Source organism: Acidimicrobiales bacterium (assembly GCA_035536915.1).
In the GTDB taxonomy this organism is placed as follows: Bacteria; Actinomycetota; Acidimicrobiia; order Acidimicrobiales; family JAHWLA01; genus JAHWLA01.
The window spans coordinates 24,263-48,201 of the sequence record DATLNE010000048.1; the positions used below are offsets into that span (position 1 = coordinate 24,263).

The 23,939-nt window shown below is 70.1% G+C and carries 16 protein-coding genes; 5 read left to right on the forward strand and 11 right to left on the reverse strand.

What is annotated here, in order from left to right:
• Positions 1 to 4 precede the first annotated feature (4 nt).
• The 7 genes from VM938_15280 to VM938_15310 are packed head-to-tail and all read right to left on the reverse strand — an operon-like array spanning position 5 to position 7,206.
• Complete coding sequence (locus VM938_15280) at positions 5 to 751, reverse strand: citryl-CoA lyase (GenBank protein ID HVF76397.1); 747 nt, start codon at positions 749 to 751, stop codon at positions 5 to 7.
• Positions 748 to 2,211, reverse strand: a complete 1,464-nt coding sequence (locus tag VM938_15285; GenBank protein HVF76398.1) for an AMP-binding protein — start codon at positions 2,209 to 2,211, stop codon at positions 748 to 750. The genes VM938_15280 and VM938_15285 overlap by 4 nt, the downstream gene beginning before the upstream one ends.
• Entirely contained in the window at positions 2,211 to 3,398 is a 1,188-nt protein-coding gene (locus VM938_15290; protein HVF76399.1) for a cation:proton antiporter, read from the reverse strand. The genes VM938_15285 and VM938_15290 overlap by 1 nt, the downstream gene beginning before the upstream one ends.
• A complete protein-coding gene (locus VM938_15295; GenBank protein HVF76400.1) occupies positions 3,395 to 3,877 on the reverse strand; it encodes a cation:proton antiporter regulatory subunit in 483 nt (160 codons plus the stop codon). Before VM938_15295 ends, VM938_15290 begins: the two co-directional genes overlap by 4 nt.
• A gap of 23 nt (positions 3,878 to 3,900) precedes the next feature.
• Positions 3,901 to 5,475 carry an MFS transporter gene (locus VM938_15300; GenBank protein ID HVF76401.1) on the reverse strand — a complete coding sequence of 525 codons (1,575 nt, stop codon included), beginning with the start codon at positions 5,473 to 5,475 and terminating at the stop codon, positions 3,901 to 3,903.
• A gap of 16 nt (positions 5,476 to 5,491) precedes the next feature.
• Positions 5,492 to 6,373, reverse strand: a complete 882-nt coding sequence (locus VM938_15305) for a pirin family protein (protein ID HVF76402.1) — start codon at positions 6,371 to 6,373, stop codon at positions 5,492 to 5,494.
• Entirely contained in the window at positions 6,370 to 7,206 is an 837-nt protein-coding gene (locus VM938_15310) for a pirin family protein (protein ID HVF76403.1), read from the reverse strand. Before VM938_15310 ends, VM938_15305 begins: the two co-directional genes overlap by 4 nt.
• A gap of 163 nt (positions 7,207 to 7,369) precedes the next feature.
• On the opposite strand from VM938_15310, the gene VM938_15315 reads away from it, so the two are divergent.
• Positions 7,370 to 9,127: a hypothetical protein gene (locus VM938_15315; GenBank protein ID HVF76404.1), complete on the forward strand. Its 1,758-nt coding sequence runs from the start codon at positions 7,370 to 7,372 to the stop codon at positions 9,125 to 9,127.
• 46 nt (positions 9,128 to 9,173) lie between these two features.
• Here VM938_15315 and VM938_15320 read toward each other — a convergent pair whose 3' ends face one another.
• From VM938_15320 to VM938_15335, 4 genes are all read right to left on the reverse strand, one after another.
• Positions 9,174 to 10,121 carry a hypothetical protein gene (locus VM938_15320; GenBank protein ID HVF76405.1) on the reverse strand — a complete coding sequence of 316 codons (948 nt, stop codon included), beginning with the start codon at positions 10,119 to 10,121 and terminating at the stop codon, positions 9,174 to 9,176.
• A 97-nt stretch (positions 10,122 to 10,218) separates the two neighbouring features.
• Positions 10,219 to 15,306, reverse strand: coding sequence for an Ig-like domain-containing protein (locus VM938_15325; GenBank protein HVF76406.1), 5,088 nt, complete (start codon positions 15,304 to 15,306; stop codon positions 10,219 to 10,221).
• The gene (locus VM938_15330) at positions 15,303 to 16,421 is read right to left on the reverse strand and encodes a hypothetical protein (GenBank protein ID HVF76407.1); all 1,119 of its coding nucleotides are present in this window, start codon (positions 16,419 to 16,421) and stop codon (positions 15,303 to 15,305) included. Before VM938_15330 ends, VM938_15325 begins: the two co-directional genes overlap by 4 nt.
• 126 nt (positions 16,422 to 16,547) lie before the next feature.
• Positions 16,548 to 20,312: a CARDB domain-containing protein gene (locus VM938_15335; protein HVF76408.1), complete on the reverse strand. Its 3,765-nt coding sequence runs from the start codon at positions 20,310 to 20,312 to the stop codon at positions 16,548 to 16,550.
• A 112-nt stretch (positions 20,313 to 20,424) separates the two neighbouring features.
• On the opposite strand from VM938_15335, the gene VM938_15340 reads away from it, so the two are divergent.
• Genes VM938_15340 through VM938_15355 form a run of 4 tightly spaced genes read left to right on the forward strand, consistent with a single transcriptional unit; the run spans position 20,425 to position 23,873 of the window.
• Entirely contained in the window at positions 20,425 to 21,249 is an 825-nt protein-coding gene (locus VM938_15340) for a helix-turn-helix domain-containing protein (protein ID HVF76409.1), read from the forward strand.
• Between the two features lie 4 nt (positions 21,250 to 21,253).
• Positions 21,254 to 21,649 (forward strand): VOC family protein, encoded by a 396-nt coding sequence (locus VM938_15345; GenBank protein HVF76410.1) that lies wholly within the window; start codon positions 21,254 to 21,256, stop codon positions 21,647 to 21,649.
• Positions 21,650 to 21,694: 45 nt separating this feature from the next.
• Positions 21,695 to 22,321 carry a TetR/AcrR family transcriptional regulator gene (locus VM938_15350; protein HVF76411.1) on the forward strand — a complete coding sequence of 209 codons (627 nt, stop codon included), beginning with the start codon at positions 21,695 to 21,697 and terminating at the stop codon, positions 22,319 to 22,321.
• Positions 22,322 to 22,328: 7 nt separating this feature from the next.
• Positions 22,329 to 23,873, forward strand: coding sequence for an MDR family MFS transporter (locus VM938_15355; GenBank protein HVF76412.1), 1,545 nt, complete (start codon positions 22,329 to 22,331; stop codon positions 23,871 to 23,873).
• Positions 23,874 to 23,939 lie beyond the last annotated feature (66 nt).

Below are 23,939 nucleotides of genomic sequence, written 5' to 3' on the forward strand. Positions count from 1 at the left end.
CGGTTCAGGTGACGTCGGGGCGGGAGCGGCGCTCCACCTCGAGCCACAGGTCCTTGCCCAGCGGCGCTGTCGCCTCCTCGGCCAAGTGGGCCACCAGCCCGGCCGTGCGGCCGATGAGCACAAAGGCACGGACCGACGACGGCGGGATGCCGAGGTCGGCCAGCGCCGCCCCGGCCGCACCAGCGCCGTTGATCGGCTGGCGCTTGCCGCTGCGCTGCTCGTTGACCTCGGCCACCAGGCGCAGCAGTTCCAGGTGGGGACCGAGCACGCCTTCTTCCTCGGCCAACTCGTACAAGCGCGGCGTGCGGGGGTCGAGCTCGCGGTGCACGGGATGACCGAGTCCCGGCACCCGCAGGCCCGCGGCCCGGCGGGCGTCGACGGCGGCCTCGGCAACCGAGCCCGAGGCAGGGCCGCCGTCCAAGGCGTCGGCCAGGAACTGAGCGGTGTCGCCTGCGGGTCCGAGGAAGATGCTCCCGGCACCGAGCAACCCGGCCGCCACTGCGGCCTGCGGCGCTTCCGGCGCGCCCGTGTAGGTCAACCGGGCCGACAGGGCACTGGGCGTCAGGCCGTGGTCGGCCAACGACACCAACACGGCGTCGAGCACGCGTCGCTCCCCCGCCGACGGCTCGCGGCGGGTCACGAGCAAGTAGGCAAGCTCGGTCAGCGACAAGCGCCCCATGACTTCGCTGGGCAGGTCGCGCCCGGCGACGGTGATGTGGTCGGGGTCCGACCACCCGATCCACGTCTTCATCGGCGTTCCTCCATGTCGACCTCCTCGGCCGTGCGTTCGGTGGGCAGCCGGTGCTTGGCCACCCGGCCGGTGGGCGTCTGCGGCAGCTCGTCGACCACCTCGAAGTAGCGAGGCACCTTGAAGCGCGCCAGCGCCACGGCGGCGAAGGCGTGCACGTCGGCCACGTCGAGGGCGACGCCCGCAACCGGCACCACGAACGCCTTCACGTCGTCCTCCGAAAGGTCGGACGGCACAGCCACGACAGCCGCCAGCGCCACGTGGGGGTGCCGCTGCAACGCCTGTTCCACTTCCAGGGGCGAGAGGTTCTCGCCCCGGCGGCGAATGACGTCCTTCTTGCGCCCCAGGAACCAGTACATGCCGTCGTCGTCGGTGCGCACCAGGTCGCCGGTGCGCAGCCACCCGTCGTCGGTGAACGCAGCCGCCGTCTCCTCGGGCATGCCGTAGTAGCCGCGCATGACGGCCGGGTTGCGCAGTTCGAGCTCGCCGTCGGCCGCCACCCGGGCCTCGTTGACGTCGCCCAGTTCCGGGTGCTGCCGAGGGGCGCCCAACGACCCGTAGGGGCGGGCGCCGTGCGGCCACACCATCCCGTAGGGCGTCTCCGACATGCCGTAGCCGCCCACGATCTCGAAGCCGAAGCGGGTCTCGATGTCGATGTGGCGTTCGCTGGTCGGCGCGGGACCGGCGTAACACCGGCGCAGCGGGTTGTCGGCGTCGTCGTCCTTCGCCGGCCGGCGCATGAGCAGTTCGAGCATGGCGCCGATGGCGTTGAACTGGGTCGCGCCGACACGCCGCACATCATCGAGGAAGCCCGAAGTCGAGAACCGCGGCAACAGCGCCAACTGGGCGCGGGCGGCCACCGAGCCCAGGGCCGAGTAGGCCGGAGCGTTGATGTGGAACAGCGGGAGCACCACCGCCAAGCGGTCGTCGGCGGTGAGCCGCAACCAGTGCGGGAACCCCTCCCCCGCCATGACGTAGGCCCGGTGCGTCTGCATCACCAGCTTGGAGCGACCCGTCGTGCCCGACGTGGGGATCATCACGGCGACGTCGTCGGGGTCGACCGACGCCGGGCCGCGGCCGTCCGCCTCGGCCTGGAACAGGTCGTGGACCATGGCCGTGCGTGTGCCCTCGAACGACAGCGTCGGGTCGGTGACGACCAGCGCAGGCGCCACTTGGGCGACGAAGCCCGCCAGCTCCGCCGGGGTCGACGCCGGGTTGACCGGCACCTGCACGGCGCCGACCTCCATGAGCGCCAACCACGCGAAGAGGTACTCGGCCGTGTTGGCCGACGTCGTCAGCACCCGGTCGCCCGCCCGCACGCCGAGCTCTCGCAGCGCCGCCGCGCCGCGCTCGACGGCGTGCTGTGCTTCGGCGTACGTCCACTCGCCTGCGTCGGCGAACAGCCACGGCTTGTCGGGCACGGCGGCGACGGCCGCTCGGAAGAAGGCCGGGATGGTGCGCATCACCGTGGCGAAGATACGCCGCGCCGCGGCGCCGGCCGATCGGCATACTTGGCTGCCAACGGACCGACGATCGCCGTCACCAGGACAAAGGCGGCGGCCAACGCGGTGAGGTCGTCACCGTCGGCCAGTTGGGCGCCGAGGCTGGCGATGACGATGGAGAACTCGCCGCGGGCGATGAGCACGGTGCCTGCACGCAACCGCGCCCGGTACCCGGCGCCGACGGCGGCGCCCGCCACCCACCCCGACAGCACCTTGCCGCCCGCCGCCAGCGCCGCCAGCGCGGCAGCGGGCAGCAATGCGCCCAGCAGGTCGCCGGGGCGGATCTGGAACGAGAAGAAGAGGAAGAAGACCGCCGCGAACAGGTCGCGCAGCGGGCCGATGAGCGTCCCCGCTCGATGCTGGACGGGTCCCGACAAGGCGAGCCCGACCAGGAAAGCGCCGATGGCGGCCGACACTTCGATCTGCTGGGCCAACCCGCCGACGAGCAGCGTGAGGCCGAACACGGCGAGCAGCAACGACTCGTCCGAGGCGGGGGCCAAGACGGTGGACAGCCGCCGGCCCCAGCGCAGGGCGACGTTGAGGATGACGACGACGCCCGCCAGTGCAATGCCGACCGTCGTCAGGGTGTCGCCGGCGTCGCGCCCCAAGGCGAAGGCGGCGGCCACCGGGAGGAAGACGGCCATGGCCAGGTCCTCCATGACCAACAGGTTCAGGACGGCGGGCGTCTCCCGGTTGCCGAAGCGGTCGAGGTCGCCCAGCACCTTGGCCACCACCCCCGACGAGCTGACCCACGACACGCCGCCGAGCAGGAAGGCTGCGGTGGTGCTCCAGCCGAGCAGGAGGCCCATGCCGAAGCCGGGGAGGAAGTTGGCGACGGCGTCCACCGCCGCGGGTCGGAGGCCGGTGCGCAGGCCGTGGCGCAGGTCGTCAGCCGAGTACTCCAGGCCGAGCGCCAGCAGCAGGAGGAGCACGCCGATCTCGGCGGCCAACGAGATGAACTCGGCGCTGACGTCGAGCGGGACGACGCCGCCGACGCCGACGGTAAGGCCGGCGAGCAGGTAGAGGGGGATGGCCGTGATGCCCAGGCGGGCGGCCAGTCGGGCCAGCACGGCGAGCGCCAGCGCAACCGCGCCGATTTCGATGAAGGCGAGGGCGGCGTCGGACTCGGCGGCTGCGGCGAGGATCACGCCACGAGCAGGGCGCGCAACTGGGCCAGGCCCTCAGGCGTGCCCACCGCGACGGCCACGTCGCCGCCTTGGAACGCGTGCTCCGGGCCCGGCGCGGGCACGGTTGCGTTGTCGCGGATGACGGCCACGATCGACGCTCCGGTGCGCGTGCGGAACTGGCCCTCGGCGATGGTGGCGCCCACGGCGGGAGACCCGGGCGGCACGGTGATCCACTCGATGGCCAGGCCCTCGATGCGCTGCTGCACCTCGGTGACCGCTTCCGTGACCTGGCTGCCGCCCAGAACCTCGGTCAGCGTGCGGGTGTCGTCCGAGCTCAGGTGCAGCACGGTCGACGACGTGTCGGGGTCGTCGCGGTCGTAGACGAGAAGCTCGCGACGGCCGGTGCGGTGCACCAGCACGGCCACTCGTTCCCCTCCTGAGGTGGTGAACTCATGGCGCACGCCGACGCCGGGCAAGCGGGTCTCTCGAACGTCGGGCATCGCCCGTCGAGGTTATCGGTGCCTCAGGAGACCGACCGCGTCGAGTCGGTCTCGGCGCCCTCGACGGCGCCGTAGCGGGGCTGGTCCTCCGACGTGCCCAGTCGGTGCGGGACGAGGCGGGCCACGAAGACGACGGCCACCAGGATGACCACGGCGGCGATGGTCAGCGCCGTGCCCATGGCGTCGGTGAAACTCTCGCGGGCCGCGGCCACCAACGGCTCGTTGCCCGTCAACCGGGCCACGCCGACGGCGCCGCCGAGCGAGCTACGAGCGGCGGCGGCGACCTCGGCGGGCGCGCCTTGCAGGACCGTGCTCACACCCGAGCTGTACTGGGTGGCGAGCACGCTGCCCAGCACGGCGACACCCAGCGCGCCACCCAGCTCGCGGTTGGTGTCGTTCATGGCCGAACCCACGCCGGCCTTGCCCAGCGGCAGCGACGACATGATCGAGGTGGTCGACGGCGCCATCGTCAGCCCCATGCCCGCGGCGAGCACGACCAGCATCACCACCAACATCGCGTAGGAGGTACGCACGTCGGCCTGCGCGGTGAGCAGCATGCCCAGCGCCGTCACCACCATGCCGGTCGACACCACCGCTTTGCTCCCGAACCGCTCGGCCAGTCGGGCGCTCGACGGGGCCGCCACCATCAAGGTGAGGGCGAAGGGCAACGTCCGCACCCCCGTCTCCAACGGGCCGTACCCGCGTACGAGCTGCATGTACTGGGTCAGGATGAAGAACATCCCGAACAGGCCGAAGAACATCATGGAGATGGCGATGCTCCCGCCCGAAAAGCCGGGGCGGCGGAAGTAACGCAGGTCGAGCATGGGCGCCCGGCTTCGCAGTTCCCACCAGGCGAAGGCGCTGCCGAACACGACGGCGGCGGCGAACGACAGCAGCGTGGCGTCGTCGAGCCACCCCCGTTGCGGCGCTTCGATGATCCCGTAGACGAGGGTCGCGATGGCGCCGATCGACAGGGCGGCGCCGAGCACGTCGAGCGGCGCCTCCGCCGGGTCGCGGGAGGTGGGCACCAGCGTCGCCCCCGCCACCATGGTGATGGTGACGAAGACGAGGTTGACGAAGAAGATCGAGCCCCACCAGAAGTGCTCGAGCAGGTAGCCGCCGACGATGGGGCCGACGGCGCCCGCGGCGCCCGCAATGCCCGCCCAGATGGCGATGGCCCGGGCCCGCTCGGCGGGCGGGAAGACGTTGGTCAGGATCGACAAGGTGGCGGGCATGACCAAGGCGGCGCCGACGCCCATGATGGCCCGGCCCACGATGACGTCGAGCGAACTGTCGCCGAAACCTGCGTAGGCCGAGCCCGAGGCGAACACCAACAGGCCCGCGTAGAGAGCGCCCTTGCGGCCGAAGCGGTCACCCAGGGAGCCGCCGGTGAACAGCAGCCCGGCGAAGACGAGGGCGTAGGCGTCGACGATCCACTGGAGGTCGCGGTCCGACGCCGACAGCTCCTCCACCAAGGTGGGGATGGCGATGTTCAGGACGGTGTTGCCGAGCACGACGATGAACAGGCTCAGGCACAGGACGACAAGCGACCACCAGCGGCGGGGGTCGGCCGGAGCGCCGAGTTCGTAGTTGTTCACGGCAGGGCTCCTGACGTCACGACTGCGGTGCGGGGATGCGATCGAGCGGCGACGCCACCGCGCCGAACCGGTCGGACCCACTGTTCCAGTCGGCGCGGGCGGCGTCGACCTCGCCACGCGTGCGAGCGACGAAGTTCCACCACATGAGCACGGTGTCGTCGAACGGCTCGCCGCCGAGCAGCAGGGCGCGGGCATCGCCGTCGAGGACCAGCTCGTCACGACCGGGTGCGAGGTAGGCGAGCGTGCCCGCCTCCACGGCGTGGCCGTCGACCCGTGCGGCCCCGTCGAAGACGGCCACGGCGTGCTCGAAAGCGGGGTCGAGAGGTAGCACGGTGCGGCCTGCGCGCAGCCGAAGGTCGGCGCCCACCAACGGGGTGTCGGACCGGGCCGGCGACCGCGCTCCCGCCAGCTCGCCGACGAGCACGGTGGCGGTGAAGGTGGGCTGCTCCACCACGGGAAGCTCGGCGTGATGCTCGAAGGCAGGACCGCCGTGGCGGGTCGACTCCGGCTGGGCCACCCACAGCTGCACCCCGTGGTGGGCGCCGCGGTACGAAGCGGGCGTCTCCTCGGAGTGGGCGATGCCGTGGCCCGCCGTCATCAGGTTGAGCTGACCGGGGCGGATGGCCTGCTCGGAGCCGAGGCTGTCGCGGTGCAGCACCTCGCCGTCGAGCAGCCACGTCACCGTGTGCAGTCCGATGTGGGGGTGCGGCCCGATGTCGAGGGCCACGTCGGTGGGGCCGAGGTGGTCGACGAAGCACCAGGCGCCCACCGTGCGACGGGTGCGCTTGGGCAGCAGCCGGCGCACGGGCACACCGCCGACCTCGGTGATGCGGGCTTCGAGGAGCTCGGCCGATGTCGACTCGTCGGCCAAGTCGGCGCTGCGCACGGGGCCGCTCACGGCAGGCGGGCCAGTTCCGGGACAGGGCCGAAGCGCCCCGCCATGTAGTCGCGGTAGGCGTATTCGATCTCCGCCGCGGTGTTCATGACGAACGGGCCACGGGCCACCACGGGCTCGCCGATGGGGCGGCCGGAGAAGGCCACGATGCGCACGAGCTCGTCGCCCTCGGGGGCGTTGAGCACGAGCGGGCCGTCGGCCGGGTCGGACCACCCCACCTCGCCGCCCCGCAGCACCTCGTCGCCCACGTGCACGACGCCCGACATGACGTACAGGAAGGCGCGGTCGGCGGGCGGCAGGTCGAGCGTGCGGGTGGTGCCGGGCTCCAGGGCCACCTGCAGCCCGGTGATGGGCCAGTGGTTCTCGGCCGGGCCGGTGACGTCGCCAAGCCGCCCGGAGACGACGGTCAGGCCGTCGACGGTGGTGAGCTTGTCGGCCGAGAGGTCCTGGTAGCGGGCCTCGACCATCTTGTGCATCGAGGGCAGGTTCACCCACAGCTGCAGGCTGTGCACCCGTTCGTCGCGGTGCGCCAGCTCGCGGTGCACGATGCCGCCGCCCGCCGTCATCCACTGCACGTCGCCGGGGCCGAGCACGCCCGCGTTGCCGCGGTTGTCGCCGTGCTCCAAGGCGCCGTCGACGACGATCGTCACCGTCTCGATGCCGCGGTGGGGGTGCCAGTCGAAGCCCGGGGTGGAGAACCAGTCCTCGGCCAGCATCAGGAACGGGTCGAACAGGTCCCAGTAGCCGGGCGGGATGACGAGCGCCTTGCGGTCGACTTGGGAGTCGCCGCCGGTCACGGTGACGCCGTGCGCCCGGTCGATCCGTCTGGTGCTCATGGCGGTGCCAACTCTGCCGGCCCGGCAGGCATTCCCCGCGCCACACGAGACAGCGGGCTATGCAGCAAATACACTCAGCGGCAATTACCGAATGCGACGGCCCTGATTTTTCGCCACCCTCCCACCGCACCCACTGAAATCGAGGGCAAGAGGGGGAGGCGCCGTGACCGCTACCAGCGTCACCGACGGGAGCAACGGCGCGGCTGAGCGCCGGGCCGCTCTGGTGGCCAGCAGGCTGGCCCCGTGGCTCATCGAGCTGTTCCACAACCCGGACGGCGCCTCGGTGCCGCCGTCGCTCAAGCTCGACGCCGCGGGCAAGGAGAGCGTGGCACTGGAGACGCTGGGCACGCTCACAGACGACCCCGGCCTCAAGGCGCTGTTGCACGGGCCCACCCGCAAGGCCAGAGACGTCGAGGCCCGCCTGTTGGAGCTCATGCGCGAGCGGCAGGTCGAGGTGCGCAGCGCCGACCTGTTGTGGGCCACGTTGGCGGGAGAATGGCCGGTGGAGACGGGCGCCACGCCGGCGGCGGCCGTTCGGCGGGGGCCGTTCGCCCGGCATCGCCGGGGGCTGGCGCGCTGGCTGCGGCGGAGCATGGCGGCGGCGGCGCTGAGCGCGGTGATCGCGAGCGTGCTGTTCGTCACCCAGCGGTACGCCGCCACGTGGGCGTGGCCCGGGACGCTCACGTTGCTCGAGGTGTTCGTGGTGGCGACACTCTCGTTCTTCCCGGTGTGGCTGTTCGTGCGCTTCATCGGGTTCCGGGCCGGCGCCGTGTGGGACGAGTACGTGTTGAACCTCCATCGGCTGTCGGTCGACGAGCCACAACACCTGCCCCGGCCGCCCATCAACTCCGTCTATTACGCCGGTTGGGTGGCGGCGGGCGGGCCGTTGTTGGCGCGGCAGCCGACGATCTACCAGCAGAAGTTCGACGCCTATTACGGACGCAGCGTGTCGCGGGCGGGCGACGGGGCCGTGAAGATCGAGGCGCTGTTCCCGCTGTTCCTGTTCACGGCGGTGGTCGCCACCGGGTGGACGGCCGTGCTGTCGCAGCCCGATGTCATCACCGGGGCGGGCGCACCGCCCACGTACTCCACGCTCGACGTGATGGCGTTCGCCTTCATGGGGGCGTACGCCTTCACCGTGCAGATGTTGGTGCGGCGGTACTTCCAGGCCGACCTGAAGGCCAGCGCCTACGCCGGGTCGTTCGCCCGCATCACCGTGGCGGTGGGCAGCGTGGCCGTGCTGCACCGAGCCGGGCTGTTGGGCGAGGGGACGGTACAAGCGGCGGTGGCGTTCGTCATCGGCAGCTTCCCGCTGATGGGGCTGCAACTGCTGCACCGGGCGGCGGGCAAGGTGGCCAAGATCGCCGTGCCTGCGCTCGACTTCCCCCATCCGCTGAGCGACCTGGAGGGGCTGTCGATCTGGTACGAGGCCCGGTTGTTGGAGGAGGGCATCGAGGACATGCAGAACCTGCTGACCGCCAACGTGCCCGAGGTCATCCTGCACACCCGGGTGCCGGTGGGGCGGTTGGTCGACTGGATCGACCAGGCGCACCTGTTCCTGCGGCTGCCGCCGATGGCGAAGGACGACCGCAAGAAGCCGATGGAGTCACAGCACCCCCGGTGTGCGCTGCGGCGCATCGGCGTGCGCACGGCGTCGGGCTTCCTCGACGCCTTCCCCCTCGACCCCGGGGGCTGGCAGCTTCAGCCCGGCGGCGCCATGTCGGTGACAGCGGTCGAGTCGTTGGGGATGACCGGCGAGCAGCTGTCCACCATCTCGCGGATCCTCGAAGCGGAGCCGTCGATGGAGTCGGTGTGGCGCTGGCGGTGCTGGAAGAGCTGCCTCCCCGCCGCCGACGGGATCAGCACCAGCCGCCAACACATCCACCGCAACACCACCCCACCCGCTGACCCGAGTACATAGCGTCCGGAATCCGGACGCTATGTACTCGGGAGTTGCGAGCTGCTCCCTACTGGAGGCTGAGCGGCCCTGCGAAGGTCGCACTCGTTATGGGGTTCACGTTCGAGGGATGTACCGCAAAGGTTGCCAGCATTACCCCATTCTCGAAGTTGGGGCAGTCAGCGAGGACCTGCATGGCTGCTGCCGTACGGACATACTCACCGACGCAACTCACGGAGAAGCCAGGGGCGCTGCACGAACCGCCCAAGCTACCGGTGCCCGCGGCAGCAGTTTCGGGAGCAGTGCTTGACCCTGCCAACGACAGGCTGCATTGGGTGGGGACGCCGCCGATTACGCCGATCGCGGTCCCTGTCAACGAAAACGACTGCGATGCCGTCGCGGTGGCCGACCAGCCGGGTGAGATGACGATCCCGCCCTGTGCGATCGCCGTGTAGTGAGCGTGCGCTTGTGAGAGCTCGTGGAACGTGGCCCGCCCGCTGAAGGCGGCCGTGTTGTAGTGACACGGCCCGGGGTAATGGTTCGACAGGTCCCCCGAGACCCGCACAGCCACCTTTCGCCACCCTTTTGTGAACTCGCCGGTGAGCTCGTAGTGGTTAGGCGTCTTTGTGAAGGTAAATGTGCCCGAAATCGGCGAGAGTGCCGACCCGGCGATGGAGCCGGTGCCTGCGCTTGACCCGTTGCACCAATCGAGCGGCGCAGCCGCATGGAAGCTGATGCTCTTGGCGCCCTTCACCGTGCTCGGGCCTCCGGCGACAACGGCATTGCACTCGAAATACAAGACGAAGTTGGTGTCGGTCGGTGTGACGCCGACGTGGCGGCCGAAGTTCGCCCCTCCGGAGAAGTTCGGGCAGAGAGCTGCGTACATGGCCGCCCCCGAAGCCGACGGCGGCGACACCACCACCGGCATGGCAAGCGCACCGACCGCCAGAACGGCGCGCAACAACAAGCCCAGTCTTTTCATGATCCGTTCCCCCCAAGCCGCCCCCGACGGGGGCACGTTCTCACCGTACCAAGCGTGTCAACCGGTACTGGGGGTGTACGTCCCGAGTACATAGGGTGCCAATTCGGCACCCTATGTACTCGGGAGTTGCGGGTTAGGAGGGGATGCGGACGGTGCCGGCGGACAGCGGGGACGACGGGACCGTGTAGGAGCCGATCGTGACGCCGTACTGGTCGGGGGTGCCGTCGGTGGCGGTGATGCGCATCGTGGCGGCACCGGTCACCGGTTGGGCGACTCCCGTGGCCACGTCGATCGCCGTCCACGACAGGCCTGCGGCGTCGACGGTGGTGGTGCACACCTTCGTCTTGCCGCCGCCGCAGCTGTTGGCAAGCCCGCTCAGCGACGTCGAGCGAACCACGAAGGCGTACAGCCTCGGCCCGTCACCCAGGTCGGTTACCGCCCGGTAGACGTGCACGGCCTCGCCCGCAGGCGTCGAGCGCCGCACGGGCCGGGCCCGGAAGGCGAAGTCGTCGCTGCTGCCCACCTGGCCGCCGCCGACGGCGTCGCCGGTCACGGCCTGCGTGACGGTGAACGCACTGACGTCGACCGGCCCGCCGTAGGAAGCGCCGACCACGGTGGCCACCACTCCCCGACTGCCGAGCGGCAGTGCTGCCGTGCTGCACGCGGCGGTGCCCTTGCCCGCGCTGGTCAGCATGACCGGCGCCGTGCACAGCGTGGTGCCGCCCACCTCGTCGAAGCGCACGTCGAGGGTGGCGATCGACGAACCCAGGTGGCCGTCGGCTTCTTCGACCACCGACGCCGACAACTCGGCGGGGGCCGACGAGGCCGTCGTCACCGTCAGGTGCGTGCCGGTCACCGTCACGGCGACCGACTCACGGGTGATGGTGAACGGCGCGTTCGCCGTCGTCGCCTCGTAGGCGGCATCACCGGGGAACGACATCGACACCGACGACGCCCCTGCGGGGTCGCCGATCACGATGGAGCCCGCCGCCGCGCCGGAACCGTCGCTCGTCGCCGCCACCGACCTCGTGCCGATGGCGAAGGTCACCGAGCGCCCGACCACGGGCAGGCCGCCCGATGTCAGCGATGCGCTCACCGCCGCGGGGTCGGAGTGCTGCGCCGAGCCCACGCCGGTGTAGACCAACGACGTCGGGCGCTTGCCCACGGCCACCGAGAACGTCTCGGTGTCGGCCGCTGCGCCGTCGCTCGCCTGCACGGTCACCGAATGCGCGCCCACTTGGCCCGCGCTGGGCGTCCACGAGAACGCACCGGTCGACGGGTCGACGGCCACGCCGGCCGGACCGCTCACCACCGACCACGTGTGCGAGGCGTTGTCGGGGTCACCGGCGGCCAGCGGGATCGACAGCACGTCGCCCCACGCTGTGCTCCGGTTGCCGACGGCCCCTACGACCGGCGCGTCGTTGACGCACGTGACCGTCACCGTGGCTGTCGACGTGGCCGACGTGCCGTGGTTGTCGGTGGCCGTGTAGTCGAAGGTGTCGGTGCCACAGAAGTCGGCATCGGGCACGTAGGAGACCACGCCGCTCGAGATCGGGGAGGCCGAGCCGTGGGCCGGATCGGTCACCGACGACACCGTCAGCACGTCACCGGTGTCGGGGTCGGTGTCGTTGGCCAACACGTCGACGCCCGCCTGCTGGTCCTCGCCTGTCGTCGCCGCGTCGGCGTTGGCCGTCGGGGCGTCGTTGTGGCAGACGACCTCGACCGGCACCACCGAAGCGGTGTCGGAACTGGAGCCGTCGCTCACCGTGTAGGCGAACGTGTCGATGCCGCAGAAGTTCGCCGCCGGGGTGTACGTCACCGTCTTGCTGCCTGCGTCGATTGCCGACGTGCCGTGCGCCGGCGCGGTGACCGCCGTGACCGTCAGCGCATCGCCTTCGGGGTCGACGTCGTTCTCCAGCACCTTGACCACGACTGCGGTGTCCTCGTGCGTGGAGGCGGCGTCGTCGTTGGCGTTGGGCCCGTCGTTGACGCAGGTGACGGTCACCGTGACCAAGCCGGTGTCGGAGGCGTCGCCGTCGGAGACGACGTACTCGAACACGTCGGTGCCGCAGAAGCCGGGGTTCGGCGAGTAGCGCACCGTGGCCGGCGCCGGTGAGTGGGTGCCGCCGTTGCCGGCCACGCCGGCCGAAGCCACACCCAGTGTGTCGCCGGTGTCGGCATCGGTGTCGTTGCCGGTCACGTTGATGTCGATCGGCGTGTCCTCAGGCGTCGAGGCGGTGTCGTCGACCGCCACCGGCGCGTCGTTCACGCACGTGACGGTGACGGTGACCGTGGCCGTGTCGGAGCCGCCCTTGCCGTCCTCCAACGTGTAGGTGAACGTGTCGGTGCCGCAGAAGTCGGCGTTGGGCGTGTACGTGCCCGTGCCGTCGGCTGCCACCGTGGCCGTGCCGTTGGCGGGCGCCGTGTTCGACGTCACCGTGGTGGCGTCGCCGTCGGCGTCGGTGTCGTTGCCCTTGAGTGCCAGCGTGGCCGCCGCGTCCTCGGCTGTGGCCACCGCGTCGTCGACGGCGTCAGGCCCGTTGTTGGGGCACGTCGCCGTCACCTTGACGGTGGCGGGCACGGTGGCGATGCCGTCGGTGGCCCGGTAGGCAAAGGTGTCGGTGCCGCACCAGCCCGCATCCGGCGTGTAGGTGCCGGTGCCCGACGAGCTCAAGGTGAGCGAGCCGTGGGGCGGGTCGTCGTTGCCGGAGACGGTCAGCGCTGTGCCGTCGGGGTCTGTGTCGTTGCCGAGCACGCTGACCGCCACGGGCACGCCGGGCGAGGTGGTGAAGGCGTCGGCCTTCGGCGCCGGGATCTTGTTGCCCGCGATGGCGCCGCCCAGGTTCGTCACCGTGCGCAGCACGAGGCTGACCGATCCGATGCCGTCACCGAGCTGCCCGGTGGTGTTGTCGCCCCAGCAGCGCGCCGTGGTGTCGACGGTGCGCACGCAGGTGTTGGCCCGGTTGGCGCTGAGCGAGGTCACCAGTGTGGCGACCTCCGACGGCGGGTCCATGCCCACCGGCGTGACGGCCCGCGCGCTGTCGCCGGTGCCGCCGGTGCCGAGCTGGCCTTCGCCGTTCTCGCCCCAGCACCGCACGCCGGTGTCGGGAACGATGGCGCAGGTGTGGAAGTCGCCGGCCGTCACCGAGGTGACGGTGCCGTCGAAAGCGGCGAGGCCGTTGGCCACGACCAGGACAGCGAACCGCTTGCCCCCGGTGGTGCCGTCGCCGAGCTGGCCCGAGCTGTTGCGGCCCCAGCAGCGGACACGGGCATCCGACGTGCGGGCGCAGGTGTGGAAGCCGCCGGCGGTGATCTGGGTGGCGCCGGTCAGCGCGGGGGCGTCTTCGGCGGCGGTGGCCTTGACCGGTGCCGCATAGGCACGGTCCTCGGGCGTGTTGTCGCCGAGCTGGCCGTCGCCGTCGTGGCCCCAGCACCAGACCGTCGAGTCGGAGCGCCGGGCGCATCCGTGGAAGCCGCCCGCCGTCACCTCGACGATGTCGGGAAGGGGCTGGAGGTCGACTGTGTCCTCGTCGGGGTCGGCGTCGTACTTCACCGTGGTCGGCACCAGGCGGTCGTTGCCCGTGGTGCCGTCGCCCACCTGGCCGAAGCCGTTGCGGCCCCAGCACTGGGCGGTGCCGTTCGACAGCCGGGCGCACGTGAGCCCTCTGTCGGGCGGGAAGCTCGCCCCGCCCACGCTGATCTGCGTGGCCGTGGTGAGCCCGCTCACGCCGGTCGGCGCGTTGCGGTTGGCGGTGGTGCCGTCGCCGAGCTGGCCGGTGCCGTTGAAGCCCCAGCACTGGGCCGACGGGAGGATGCACACGTGGCCGTTGCCCGCGTCGATGGACGAGACGGTCGGCGTGCCCGACACAGGCACGGGGATGGTGGTGTCGGCAATCGTGAGCCCCGAGCCCAACTGGAACAGGTTGTTGGCGCCCCAGCACACAGGCTTGTTGTCCTCGCGCACGGCGCAGGCGTGGCCGTTGCCCACCGCCACCGTGACCACGCCGGTCAACGACGTGACTTCGACCGGACGCAGGCTCTCGGACGCGTAGCTGCCGAGCTGGCCGTAGAAGTTGTAGCCCCAGCACTGCATGGTGGTGCCGGTGAGCGCGCACGACGTGAAGCCGCCCGCGGTGATGGCGGTGCCCCCCGACAGGCCGTTGACCGGGACGGCCAACGTGCGGCGGGCCTCTTCCGTGCCGTCGCCCACCTGGCCGCGGGTGGCGTTGCCCCAGCAGCGGCCGGTGCCGTCGCTGATCAGCGCGCACGTGTGGATCTGGCCTGCGGTCAGCGCCTTGATGCCCTCGACCGGGTCGGGGTCGACCACGAAGATGCTGGGGTCGCCGTCGAACTGGACGGTGACAGGCGTGGAGCGGCTCGTCTGCGTGCCGTCGCCCAACTGCCCGTGCTCGTTGAGGCCCCAGCAGCGGGCGGTGCCGTCGGAGAGGGTGGCGCAGGTGTGCGACCAACCGGCTGTGATCGTCTTGGCCGTCTTGGTGCCGTCGGGGATATTGGAGACGGCGACGGGGGTGAGGCGCGTGTCGGTGGTGCCGTCGCCCACTTGGCCGAAGCCGTTGTGGCCCCAGCACTTCACTTTGCCGTCGGCCAGGAGCGCGCACGTGTGGAACTCGCCCAAGGCGAGGCCGGTGGCATTGGTGATGCCGGGCACGTCGACGGGTACCAGGCTGCGGCCTGTGGCGCCGTCGCCGAGCTGGCCGCTGCCGTTGTGGCCCCAGCACTTGATGCTGCCGGTGCCGACGATGGCGCAGGCGTGGAACGCCCCGACGCCGATCTGGGTGACCCCGCTCAGCCCGGGCACGGCCACGGGCACCAACGAGTCGGTGGTGCTGCCGTTGCCCAACTGGCCGCTGCCGTTGTGGCCCCAGCACGACACGGTGCTGTCGTGGATCAGGGCGCAGGTCTGCGTGGCTCCCGCGCTGACCTGGAGGGCCGTGGTGATGCCCACCACGCTGATGGGACGGGTGGTCTCGGCTGTGGTGCCGTTGCCGAGCTGGCCGTTGTCGTTGTTGCCCCAACACTGCACATGGCCGTTGTCGAGCACGGCGCAGGTGTGGAGGGCGCCGACGGTGATGCGGCGCTGGAGGTCAGCGCCTGTGGCGTCGACCGCTTCGGGGTACTCCGCCACCGCGGGCGGTGCGGCGACGACCAGCGGTGCCACGGTGGCGGCCAGCAGGGCGGCGAGGATCAGGCGGGCCCTCACTTGCAGGCCTCCTTCGGCTCTTCTTCGACCCCGAGCTTGTGCTTGACCGCTTCCCAGATCATGTCGGAGATGCAGTCGTGGCCCTTCTCGTTGGGGTTGAACCCCATCTCCTTGGTGGTCTGTGTCGCTGTGGTCAGCACACCGGTGGCTGCCGGCGTGAGGTAGATGAACGGCAGCTTGAACCCTGTTGTGCCGTCACTGGCGATCCACGCGTCGCTCCCGCAGCCGAAGTCCTTGTCGGTGTCGTGCTTGTCTGTCGAGCTCGGTGGGTGGTACACGGTCGTCTTGATGGCGACTTCCATCTTCATGCAGTGGCCCTTGAAGTTCTCGTAGGGGTTCACGAACACGAAGCGGCCTTGTGAGCCTTCGGTGAACCGCTTGACCACTGTCTCGATGGTGGTGTTGAGCTTCTTCACCACCAGGTCGAGGGTGACGAGCGCAGGCGGCAGGAGGATCCACCGGGCCGTGCAGGTGGCGATGGTGTCGACCAACTTGGCGCAGAACTCGGGGATCTTGGTGGCCGCCGAGGTCGCTGCCGGGAACGGGTTGAAGTAGCCGGTGACGGCCACGACGAGGCCGGGGTTGCCGGCCATCTGGATCTTGTAGGTGTTGAGGATCTGGGCCAGGTGCTGCTCGAGCGTTGTCCAGTGTGTGGGCAGGTTGAGCACCAGCAGGGCGCAGACGTTGGCGTCGAGGAAGTCGTGGTCCTTGACGTTCTTGTAGCACTTCTCGATGTGGTCGATGATCGTGCTGTTCTGGCGACCGAGGGTCAGGGTGATCAGGTCGGGACGCAGGTCCCACGCCATGGCCTGTTGCGACGGTGTGCCGTCCTTGAAGTACTTCTCGCTCGTCGTCGGGTCGACCGAGGTGTTGTAGAGGCACCACGGGCCCGGGGCGGGCGACGGCTTGGCGTGCTCGTTGATGAGCTGCTCGGAGTACCGGGTGGAGTCCGACGCGTGGGTGCCCTTCACCACGGCGTCGCCGCCCGCTACGTACCGACGGGCGCAGTCCTGTCCGCCGACGGTCTCCTTGGGAAGGTCGGCCGCCACCGCGGTGGTGGCCTCGTCGCGTGACGAGGTGACCGCGACGGCGGCGACGGGCAGCGCCAGGGCCACGACCCCTGCTGCAAGCCTGCGTCTCCAGTTAGGCATCTTCGTTCTCGCTCTCGTTGGTTCGGCCGGGTGACAAGGTCGCCGGGGCGGGGGCCACGTGGTGGCGCCCGCCCCGGCTCGCTCGATGGACTAGGCCGTGCCCGAGTCGCGGTTGTTGAGGTCGTCCTTTTCGACGATGGTGTTGCCGGGGTCGACCTCCGACCAACTGGTCAGGGTCTCGCCCTCACCCGTCCGGTAGACCCGGACCGTGAACTCCGGTGTGGCGCCTGCGGCGACGTTGCCGACGCAGGTGACCTCGTTGACGGGGTTCTCGGTGAGCTGGCAGGCCCAGCCGGCCGGCCCGCTCACGTTGAGCGGGATCACGCCCGGCGACAGGTCGGCCACCACGGTGACGTTGTTGGCCTGGATGCTCCCGGAGTTGGTCACCGAGAACTTCCAGTCGCCCTCTGTTGCCGCCGACACCGTCGAGTTCTGCATGTCGGTGACGAGCTCGATCTTCGACTCCACCTTGGTCTGCTCGGTGTCGGCGTTGTCGGTCTCGTTGGCCTCGGCCACGGTGTTGCCCGGATCGACGAACGCCTGGTTGATCAGCGTCACGCCGTGCCGCTGCGGTGCGGTCACCACGATGGTGATCGTCCGCTCGCCGCCACCGGTGCTGGAGCCCTTGATGTGGCCGCCGGTGCAGTCGACAACTCCGCCTGCCTGCTGGCAGATGAAATTGCCGTCGCCGAGGGCCGACACGAATCCGACGCCGGTGGGCAGCGGGTCGCGCACGGTCACGTTGAAGGCGTCGTTGGTGCCGACGTTGGTGACCTTGAGGGTGTAGGTGATCTCTTCACCGGGAGCGAACGGTGTGGTGGCGTTCTCGTTGTCGCTCTTGTCGATCTTGAGATCGGTCCAGCCACCGCCACCGCCGAGCTGCACGGTGGTGAACTCCTCGGCTGCGTTGTTGCCCTCGTTGCCCTCGGGGATCGTGTTGGCCGGGTCGACCACCACGTCGAGGCGGTACATGTCGGGCACCGACGGGGCGAAGAGGTTGATCTTCACCTGGCGGGTGGTGCCTGCGTTGATGCGGGCACCGATGCAGGAGACGACCCCGCCGAACTCCTCGCAAGCGAACGAGCCCTCGGTGGTGCCCTGGTCGTCGGCCGACTTGAAGGTCGAACCGCTCGGCAGCTTGGCCTTGAAGGCGACGCCGAAGGCATCGGCGGCACCGTCGTTCTGGACGGTCACCGTGTAGGTGAGGTTCCCGTCAGGAGCGACCGGGTCGAAGCTGTCGAGGATGCCGTCGGGGCTGCCGGTCGGCACGAACAGGTCGATGTACTCACCGGCCGCGCCCGCCTGCACGGTGGTGGTGATGTCGGCCTTGTTGTTGGCCTCGTCGGCCTCGCCGATGGCGTTCTCCGGATCGACCATCGCCTCGAGCAGGGCCACGCCCTGGTCGTTGGGGGCGAAGGTGGAGATCAGGATCTTGCGTGTGCCGCCGCCGGGAGCGGCGTCGGTGCCGAGGACGGTGCCGCCGATGCAGCGGACGACGCCCGAGGCATGGGTGCAGCTGAACTCACCGGGGCCTGCCAGCGTGTCGTTGGCCGCCCGGAAGCGGGAGCCCGCGGGCAGCGTGGCCTGGGCGACGACGTTGTAGGCGTCGGCGGCCCCGCTGTTGCGGATGGTCATCGTGTAGTCGAGCGTGCCGTTGGTGGCCACCGGGTCGAGGTTCTCGGTGATGCTCGGGATGTGCAGCTCCTTGTAGGAGCCTGCGGCGACGCCGTTGCCGACGACCGTCTCCTCGAACTCGATGTTGTCGCTCTCGTCGATCTCGGGGATCGAGTTGGCCGGGTCGACGCGCACCTCGTTGTGGTACGTGCCGGGCTCGTCGGGAGCGAAGACGTCGATGGTGATGGTGGCTGTGTCCTGCGGGCGCACCAGGCTGCCCGAGTACTTGCCGGCGAGGATGCCGCCCACGCACTCGACGGCGTTGCCGGTCGGGGCGCAGGTGAAGTTGTGGTTGCCGGTGGCGGTACGGAACACCGAGCCCGTGGGCAGTGTGTCACGCACCACGACGCCGGTGGTGTCCTGCGTGCCCTCGTTGCTCACGGTGATCGTGTAGCGGAGGGTGCCGTTGCGGGCCACGGGATCAGGCGAGTCGGTCTTTGTGACCGTCAGGTCGATGCCCGTCTGCACATCGGTGGTGGTTGTGAATGTGTTGTTGCTCTCATCGTCGGGCTCGCCGATCACGTTCTTGGGATCGACGGTGACCGTCGAGGTGATCGGGCCGATGGCGTGGGGGGCGATCAGGAACAGTGTGATCGTCTGGGTTGTGCCCTGGACGACGCCGCTGTTGTGGGCGCCCTTGATGAGCGGGATCACGCACTCCACGACGCGGCCGTCGATGCCCGCGCCGCAGGTGGTGCCGGCGGCGCTGGCGGCGAAGCCGTCGAACACCACGCCGGTGGGCAGGGGCTCACGGACGAGCACGTCGCGGGCGTCACGCAGGCCGCTGTTGCCGACGGTGATCGTGTAGTCGAAGCGGTCGGCACCGCGCACTGGGGCGGGCGCAGCCGGGAAGGTGCGGTACTGGGTGACGGTGAGGTCGACGCCGGGCCGCACGGTGGTGATGGCGGTGGCCGACGACGACAGGCCCTTGTTCTTGATGTTGCCGTCGACTGTCGCCATGTTGATGATCGACGAGCCGGGGGGCGCGATCACTGTGCCTGTGATCTTCACTGTCGCAGTCGCACCGGGCTGGAAGCGGGTGGTCTCGCAGGTGACGCGGGGAGCAGCCACGGTGCAGGTGAGGCCGACGGCCGTGCCTGTCACGGTCGCCTGGCTCACTGTGACGTTGGAGGCGTTGAGGCCCTGGGTGCCGTCGACGATGGCGAGGTAGTCGGCGCGGGAGGCCGAGGTGTTCGCCACGTTGAGGGTGTAGGTCAGGTTCTCGCCGGGGGCGATGGGGTCGGGGGTGTCGGTCTTGGTGATGACCAGGCTGTTGGGCGCCGGGGTCTGGGTGACCTGGGTGGTCGCCTGCCCCGCGTTGTTGAGGTCGTTGGTCTCCTGCACGCTGTTCAGCGGGTCGATGGCCGAGGTCAGCGTGAGGCTCTGGTCGGTGGCCGGAGCGGTGACGCCGACCTGGATGGTGGCCACGTCGCCTGCGTCGATGGTGCCGCCCGAGCAGGTGATGGTGCCGCCGTCGCGCACGCAGTCGAACAGGTTGGTGGCGTTGACCGTCTGGAAGGTCACCGACGCAGGCAGGCTGGCCGTCAGCACGATGTCGGTGGCGTTGACCGAGCCGGTGTTGGCCGCCGTCAGCGTGTAGAGGAAGTCGCTGTTCGGCATGGTGGCCGAGGGCGCGTTGACCGTGACCGTGAGGTCGGCGGCGTTGGACACGACGCCACCGGTCACCTGGGTGCTGGTGGTGTCGGAGACCGTGAAGGTCGTGGCCGACTTGGTGTTGGTCACTGTGGCGGTGTTGTTGAGCACCGTGCCGTTGTCGGCGGTGACCACACCCCGGATGGTGACGGTCCACGACTGGAAGCCGGCGAGGCTGCCCGCGTCGCACCGCACGTTGTTGTTGCTCTGCGAGCAGGTGCCGACCGTGCTGGTCAGTTGGAGGTCGTTGGTGCCGGCCACGCCGGACATGCCGTTCACCACGTCGGTGAGGACGACTTCGTCGACTCGCGCGCCGCCTGTGTTCTTGACGACGATCGTGTAGGTGAGCGCCTGGCCGGAGCCGACAGGGGACGGGTTGGCCGTCATGTCGATGGTCAAGGGGTTGTTGGCTGGTGCCGCTCCCACGGGAGCTACGCCGACGAACCCAACGGTCGCCGCAAGTACGGCGCTGGTCACGATGCCCGCGGCGCGGCGCGCCGCGGCAGTGCGGAATCCCGCTCTTGCCACTGTGTTTCCCCTCGGTAGCCCTGATACAGCAAGTGCAGTTGTACCGGGTGCAATGTCCCGAAAGCAAGAGAAGGTCACCGTTTGTGGTATTTGTCATGCCGTGAGTGGTGGTGTGGTCGATTGGGCGATCGGTACTCCGAGCCCGTCGTTGCGCCCGCTGGTGGCCCGTTACGTGGGCTACCGCCACCAAGGCGTGACGCCTGGCCTGCATCGCGGCCTGCCCTCGCGACACCTCACGGTGGTGCTCGGCCTGGAGGGCGACGTGGGAGTGGCGGCCATGCCCGACCCGCGCCAGTCCCCCGGTGCCTTCGGCGCCTTGGCCGCTGGGCTGCACGCTGCACCTGCGCTGATCGAACGACGGCCTGACGAAGCAGGCGTACACCTCGACGTGACCCCCGAAGGGGCACGTGCCCTGTTCGGCATGCCTGCAAGTGAGTTGGCGTCGACGGTCGTCGACCTCGACGACGTGTTGGGAGTGCGTGCAAAGGAGTTGCGCGAGCGCGTGGCTGCTGGGCGCGACTGGCCTGCGCGGTTCGCAGTGATCGACGACGTGTTGTCGAGCGTCGCCCGCCACGGGCGTGGGCTGCGGCCGGAGGTCGCCTGGGCCTGGCAGCAGCTCACGACAAGTGACGGCGGCGTCGAAGTGGGCGTGCTGGCCGAGGAGATCGGGTGGAGCCGCCGCCACTTCACCGAGCAGTTCCGACGTGAGCTCGGCGTGACCCCGAAGGTGGCGGCGCGCGTGCTGCGCTTCGAGCGGGCGCGCCGGCTGCTGGAGGCGGGAGCGTCGTCGGCCGAGGCCGCGGCGGCCTGCGGCTTCTACGACCAGGCTCACCTCACCCGGGAGTGGCGCGACCTGGCCGGGTGCACGCCGGGGACGTGGGCGGCCGAAGAGCTCCCATTCGTCCAAGACGCAGGGGCCGCGGCCGAGGCATCCTGACGGCATGGAGAACGCACCGATGGTTTGGCCTGCAATCCGCTACAAGGACGCCCTTGCCGCCATCCGCTTCCTCGGCGAGGCCTTCGGCTTCACCGAGGCGGTCGTGGTGCCGGGGCAGGACGAAGGCGTGGTGGAACACGCCGAACTGCGCTGGCCGCTGGGCGGCGGCGTGATGGTCGGGTCCACCAGGTACGACGAAGGGGTGCACGGCGAACTGCCCGCGGGGTCGGCGTCGGTCTACGTGGTGACCGACGAGCCCGACGCCCTCTTCGCCCGGGCCGCGGCGGCGGGCGCCGAGGTCGTCGCCGGCCTCAAGGACGAGGACTACGGCTCACGCAGCTTCACCGTGCGCGACCCCGAGGGCAACTACTGGAGCTTCGGGACGTACCGGGGCGCCTGAGAGGCTGATTTCTGCAGTGAGTGCAAACTTGCCTACACTGTAGGAGTGAGCCAGAGCACGGGACTGCGGGAGCGCAAGAAGGTCGCCACCCGCCAGGCGTTGATCTCGGCCGCCCTCCGGTTGGCGTCGGAACGGGGGCCTGACCGGGTCACCGTCGACGACATCGCCGAGGCGGCCGACGTCTCCGTGCGCACGTTCTTCAACTACTTCTCCTGCAAGGAAGACGCCGTCGTCGGCGTCGACCCCGAGCGGGTAGAGGAGCTGGTGGAACAGCTCGCCTCGCGACCGGTGAACGAGACGCCGTTGGAAGCGATGCGCGCCGTCGCCATGGCGTCGCTCCTCCGCTACACCGACGACGGCGGGTGGGTACAGCGAGGCGCCTTGTTGCGCGAGCACCCGCAGTACCGCGTCCGGCAGATGGCGTACCTGGAGGACGTCGAGCGGCGGTTGGCCGAGGCCCTGGCCGCCCGCATCGGCACCGACGCGGCGTGCGACCCGTACCCGGGCCTGGTGGTGGCGGTCGCCACCACGGCCATGCGGGTGGCCCTGCACTACTGGCAGGCCCCGGGCGTCACCACGCCGCTTCCCAAGCTCATGGCCGAGGTCTTCGACCGCGTGGCCGCCGGGCTGACCCCGCCCCCTCGTCGTCGCCGCCCCCGCACTCCCGCGTAGGAGATCCGTGCAACCCATCACCCTCGACAAGCCCCTCACGCACCGGCAGGTGCTGCTGGTGTTCAGCGGCCTCATGCTCGGCATGCTGCTGGGCGCCCTCGACCACACCATCCTGGCCACCGCCCTGCCGACGATCGTCGGTGAACTGGGCGGGCTCGACCACCTGTCGTGGGTGGTCACCTCCTACATGCTGGCCACCACCGTCTCCACCCCCTTGTACGGGAAGCTGGGCGACCTCTACGGACGCAAGCGCTTGTTCCAAGCGGCCATCGTCGTGTTCCTCGCAGGCAGCGTGCTGTGCGGCCTGGCCCAGACCATGGGCCAGCTCATCGCCTTCCGCGCCGTGCAGGGGCTGGGCGCGGGTGGGTTGATGGTGTTGGCCCAGGCCATCGTGGCCGACGTGGTGGCGCCGCGCGAGCGGGGGCGGTACCAGGGCTACTTCGTGGCCGTGTTCGGGGTGTCGAGCGTCGTCGGCCCGCTGCTCGGTGGCTTCCTCACCGACCAGGCGTCGTGGCGCTGGGTCTTCTATGTGAACGTGCCCGTCGGCGTGGTGGCCCTGCTCGTCACCAGCGTGGTTCTCCCGGCCAACGGCCCCCGGCGGCCGGCGCGCCTCGACGTGCGGGGCGCCGCCCTGCTGAGTGGCGGCGTCACCGCCCTGGTGCTGCTGACGACGTGGGGTGGCACCGAGTACGAATGGGGCTCGCCGGTCATCGTCGCCTTGGGCGTGGCGTCCGCCGTGCTGCTGACGGCCTTCGTGGCCGCCGAACGACGGGCCGAGGAACCGCTGCTCCCCTTGCGCCTGTTTCGCAACCGCACCTTCACGGTGGCGAGCGGCGTCAGCCTGTTCGTCGGCTTCGCCATGTTCGGCACGTTGAGCTTCCTGCCGATGTTCCTGCAGCTTGTGACGAACGCGTCGGCCACGCACTCCGGTCTGCTGTTACTGCCCATGATGGGCGGCCTGCTCCTGGCGTCGACAGTGTCGGGCCAGATCGTCAGCCGAACCGGGCGCTACAAGGCCATCCCCATGGCCGGCACGCTGATCGCCACGGTCGGCATGGTCCTGCTCTCCACGATGGGCGCCGACACCCCGCGGTTCGTGTCGGCTGCCTACATGGCAACGCTGGGGATCGGCATGGGCCTCGTCATGCAGGTGCTCATCGTGGCCACGCAGAACGCCGTCAGCCACCGCGACCTCGGGGTGGGCACGTCGTCGGTGAACTTCTTCCGGTCCATCGGCGGGTCGATGGGGGTTGCCGTCTTCGGCGCCTTGTTCGCCGCCCGCTTCGCCCACGCGCTGCCCACCAACCCACTCGAAGGCCACCTCTCCATCGACGCCGTGAACGCCTTGGCTCCCGCCGTGCGGACCCAGGTGGTGGTGGCGGTCGACAACGCCTTGAGCATGGTGTTCCTGGTGGCGGCGCCGCTGCTGGCCCTCGCCTTCGTGCTCACGACGTTGGTGCGAGAGATCCCGCTGCGTAGTGCTGTCGCCAAGGTGGACCACGAGCGTGAGGTCTCAGCCGCCCTGCCCGTCCCGGAGATGTCGACGCACTGAGTCGCGGCTATCGGCTCAGTGCGTCGAGATCGCAGTTGTGCCACACCAGGAGGTGCACAACTGCGA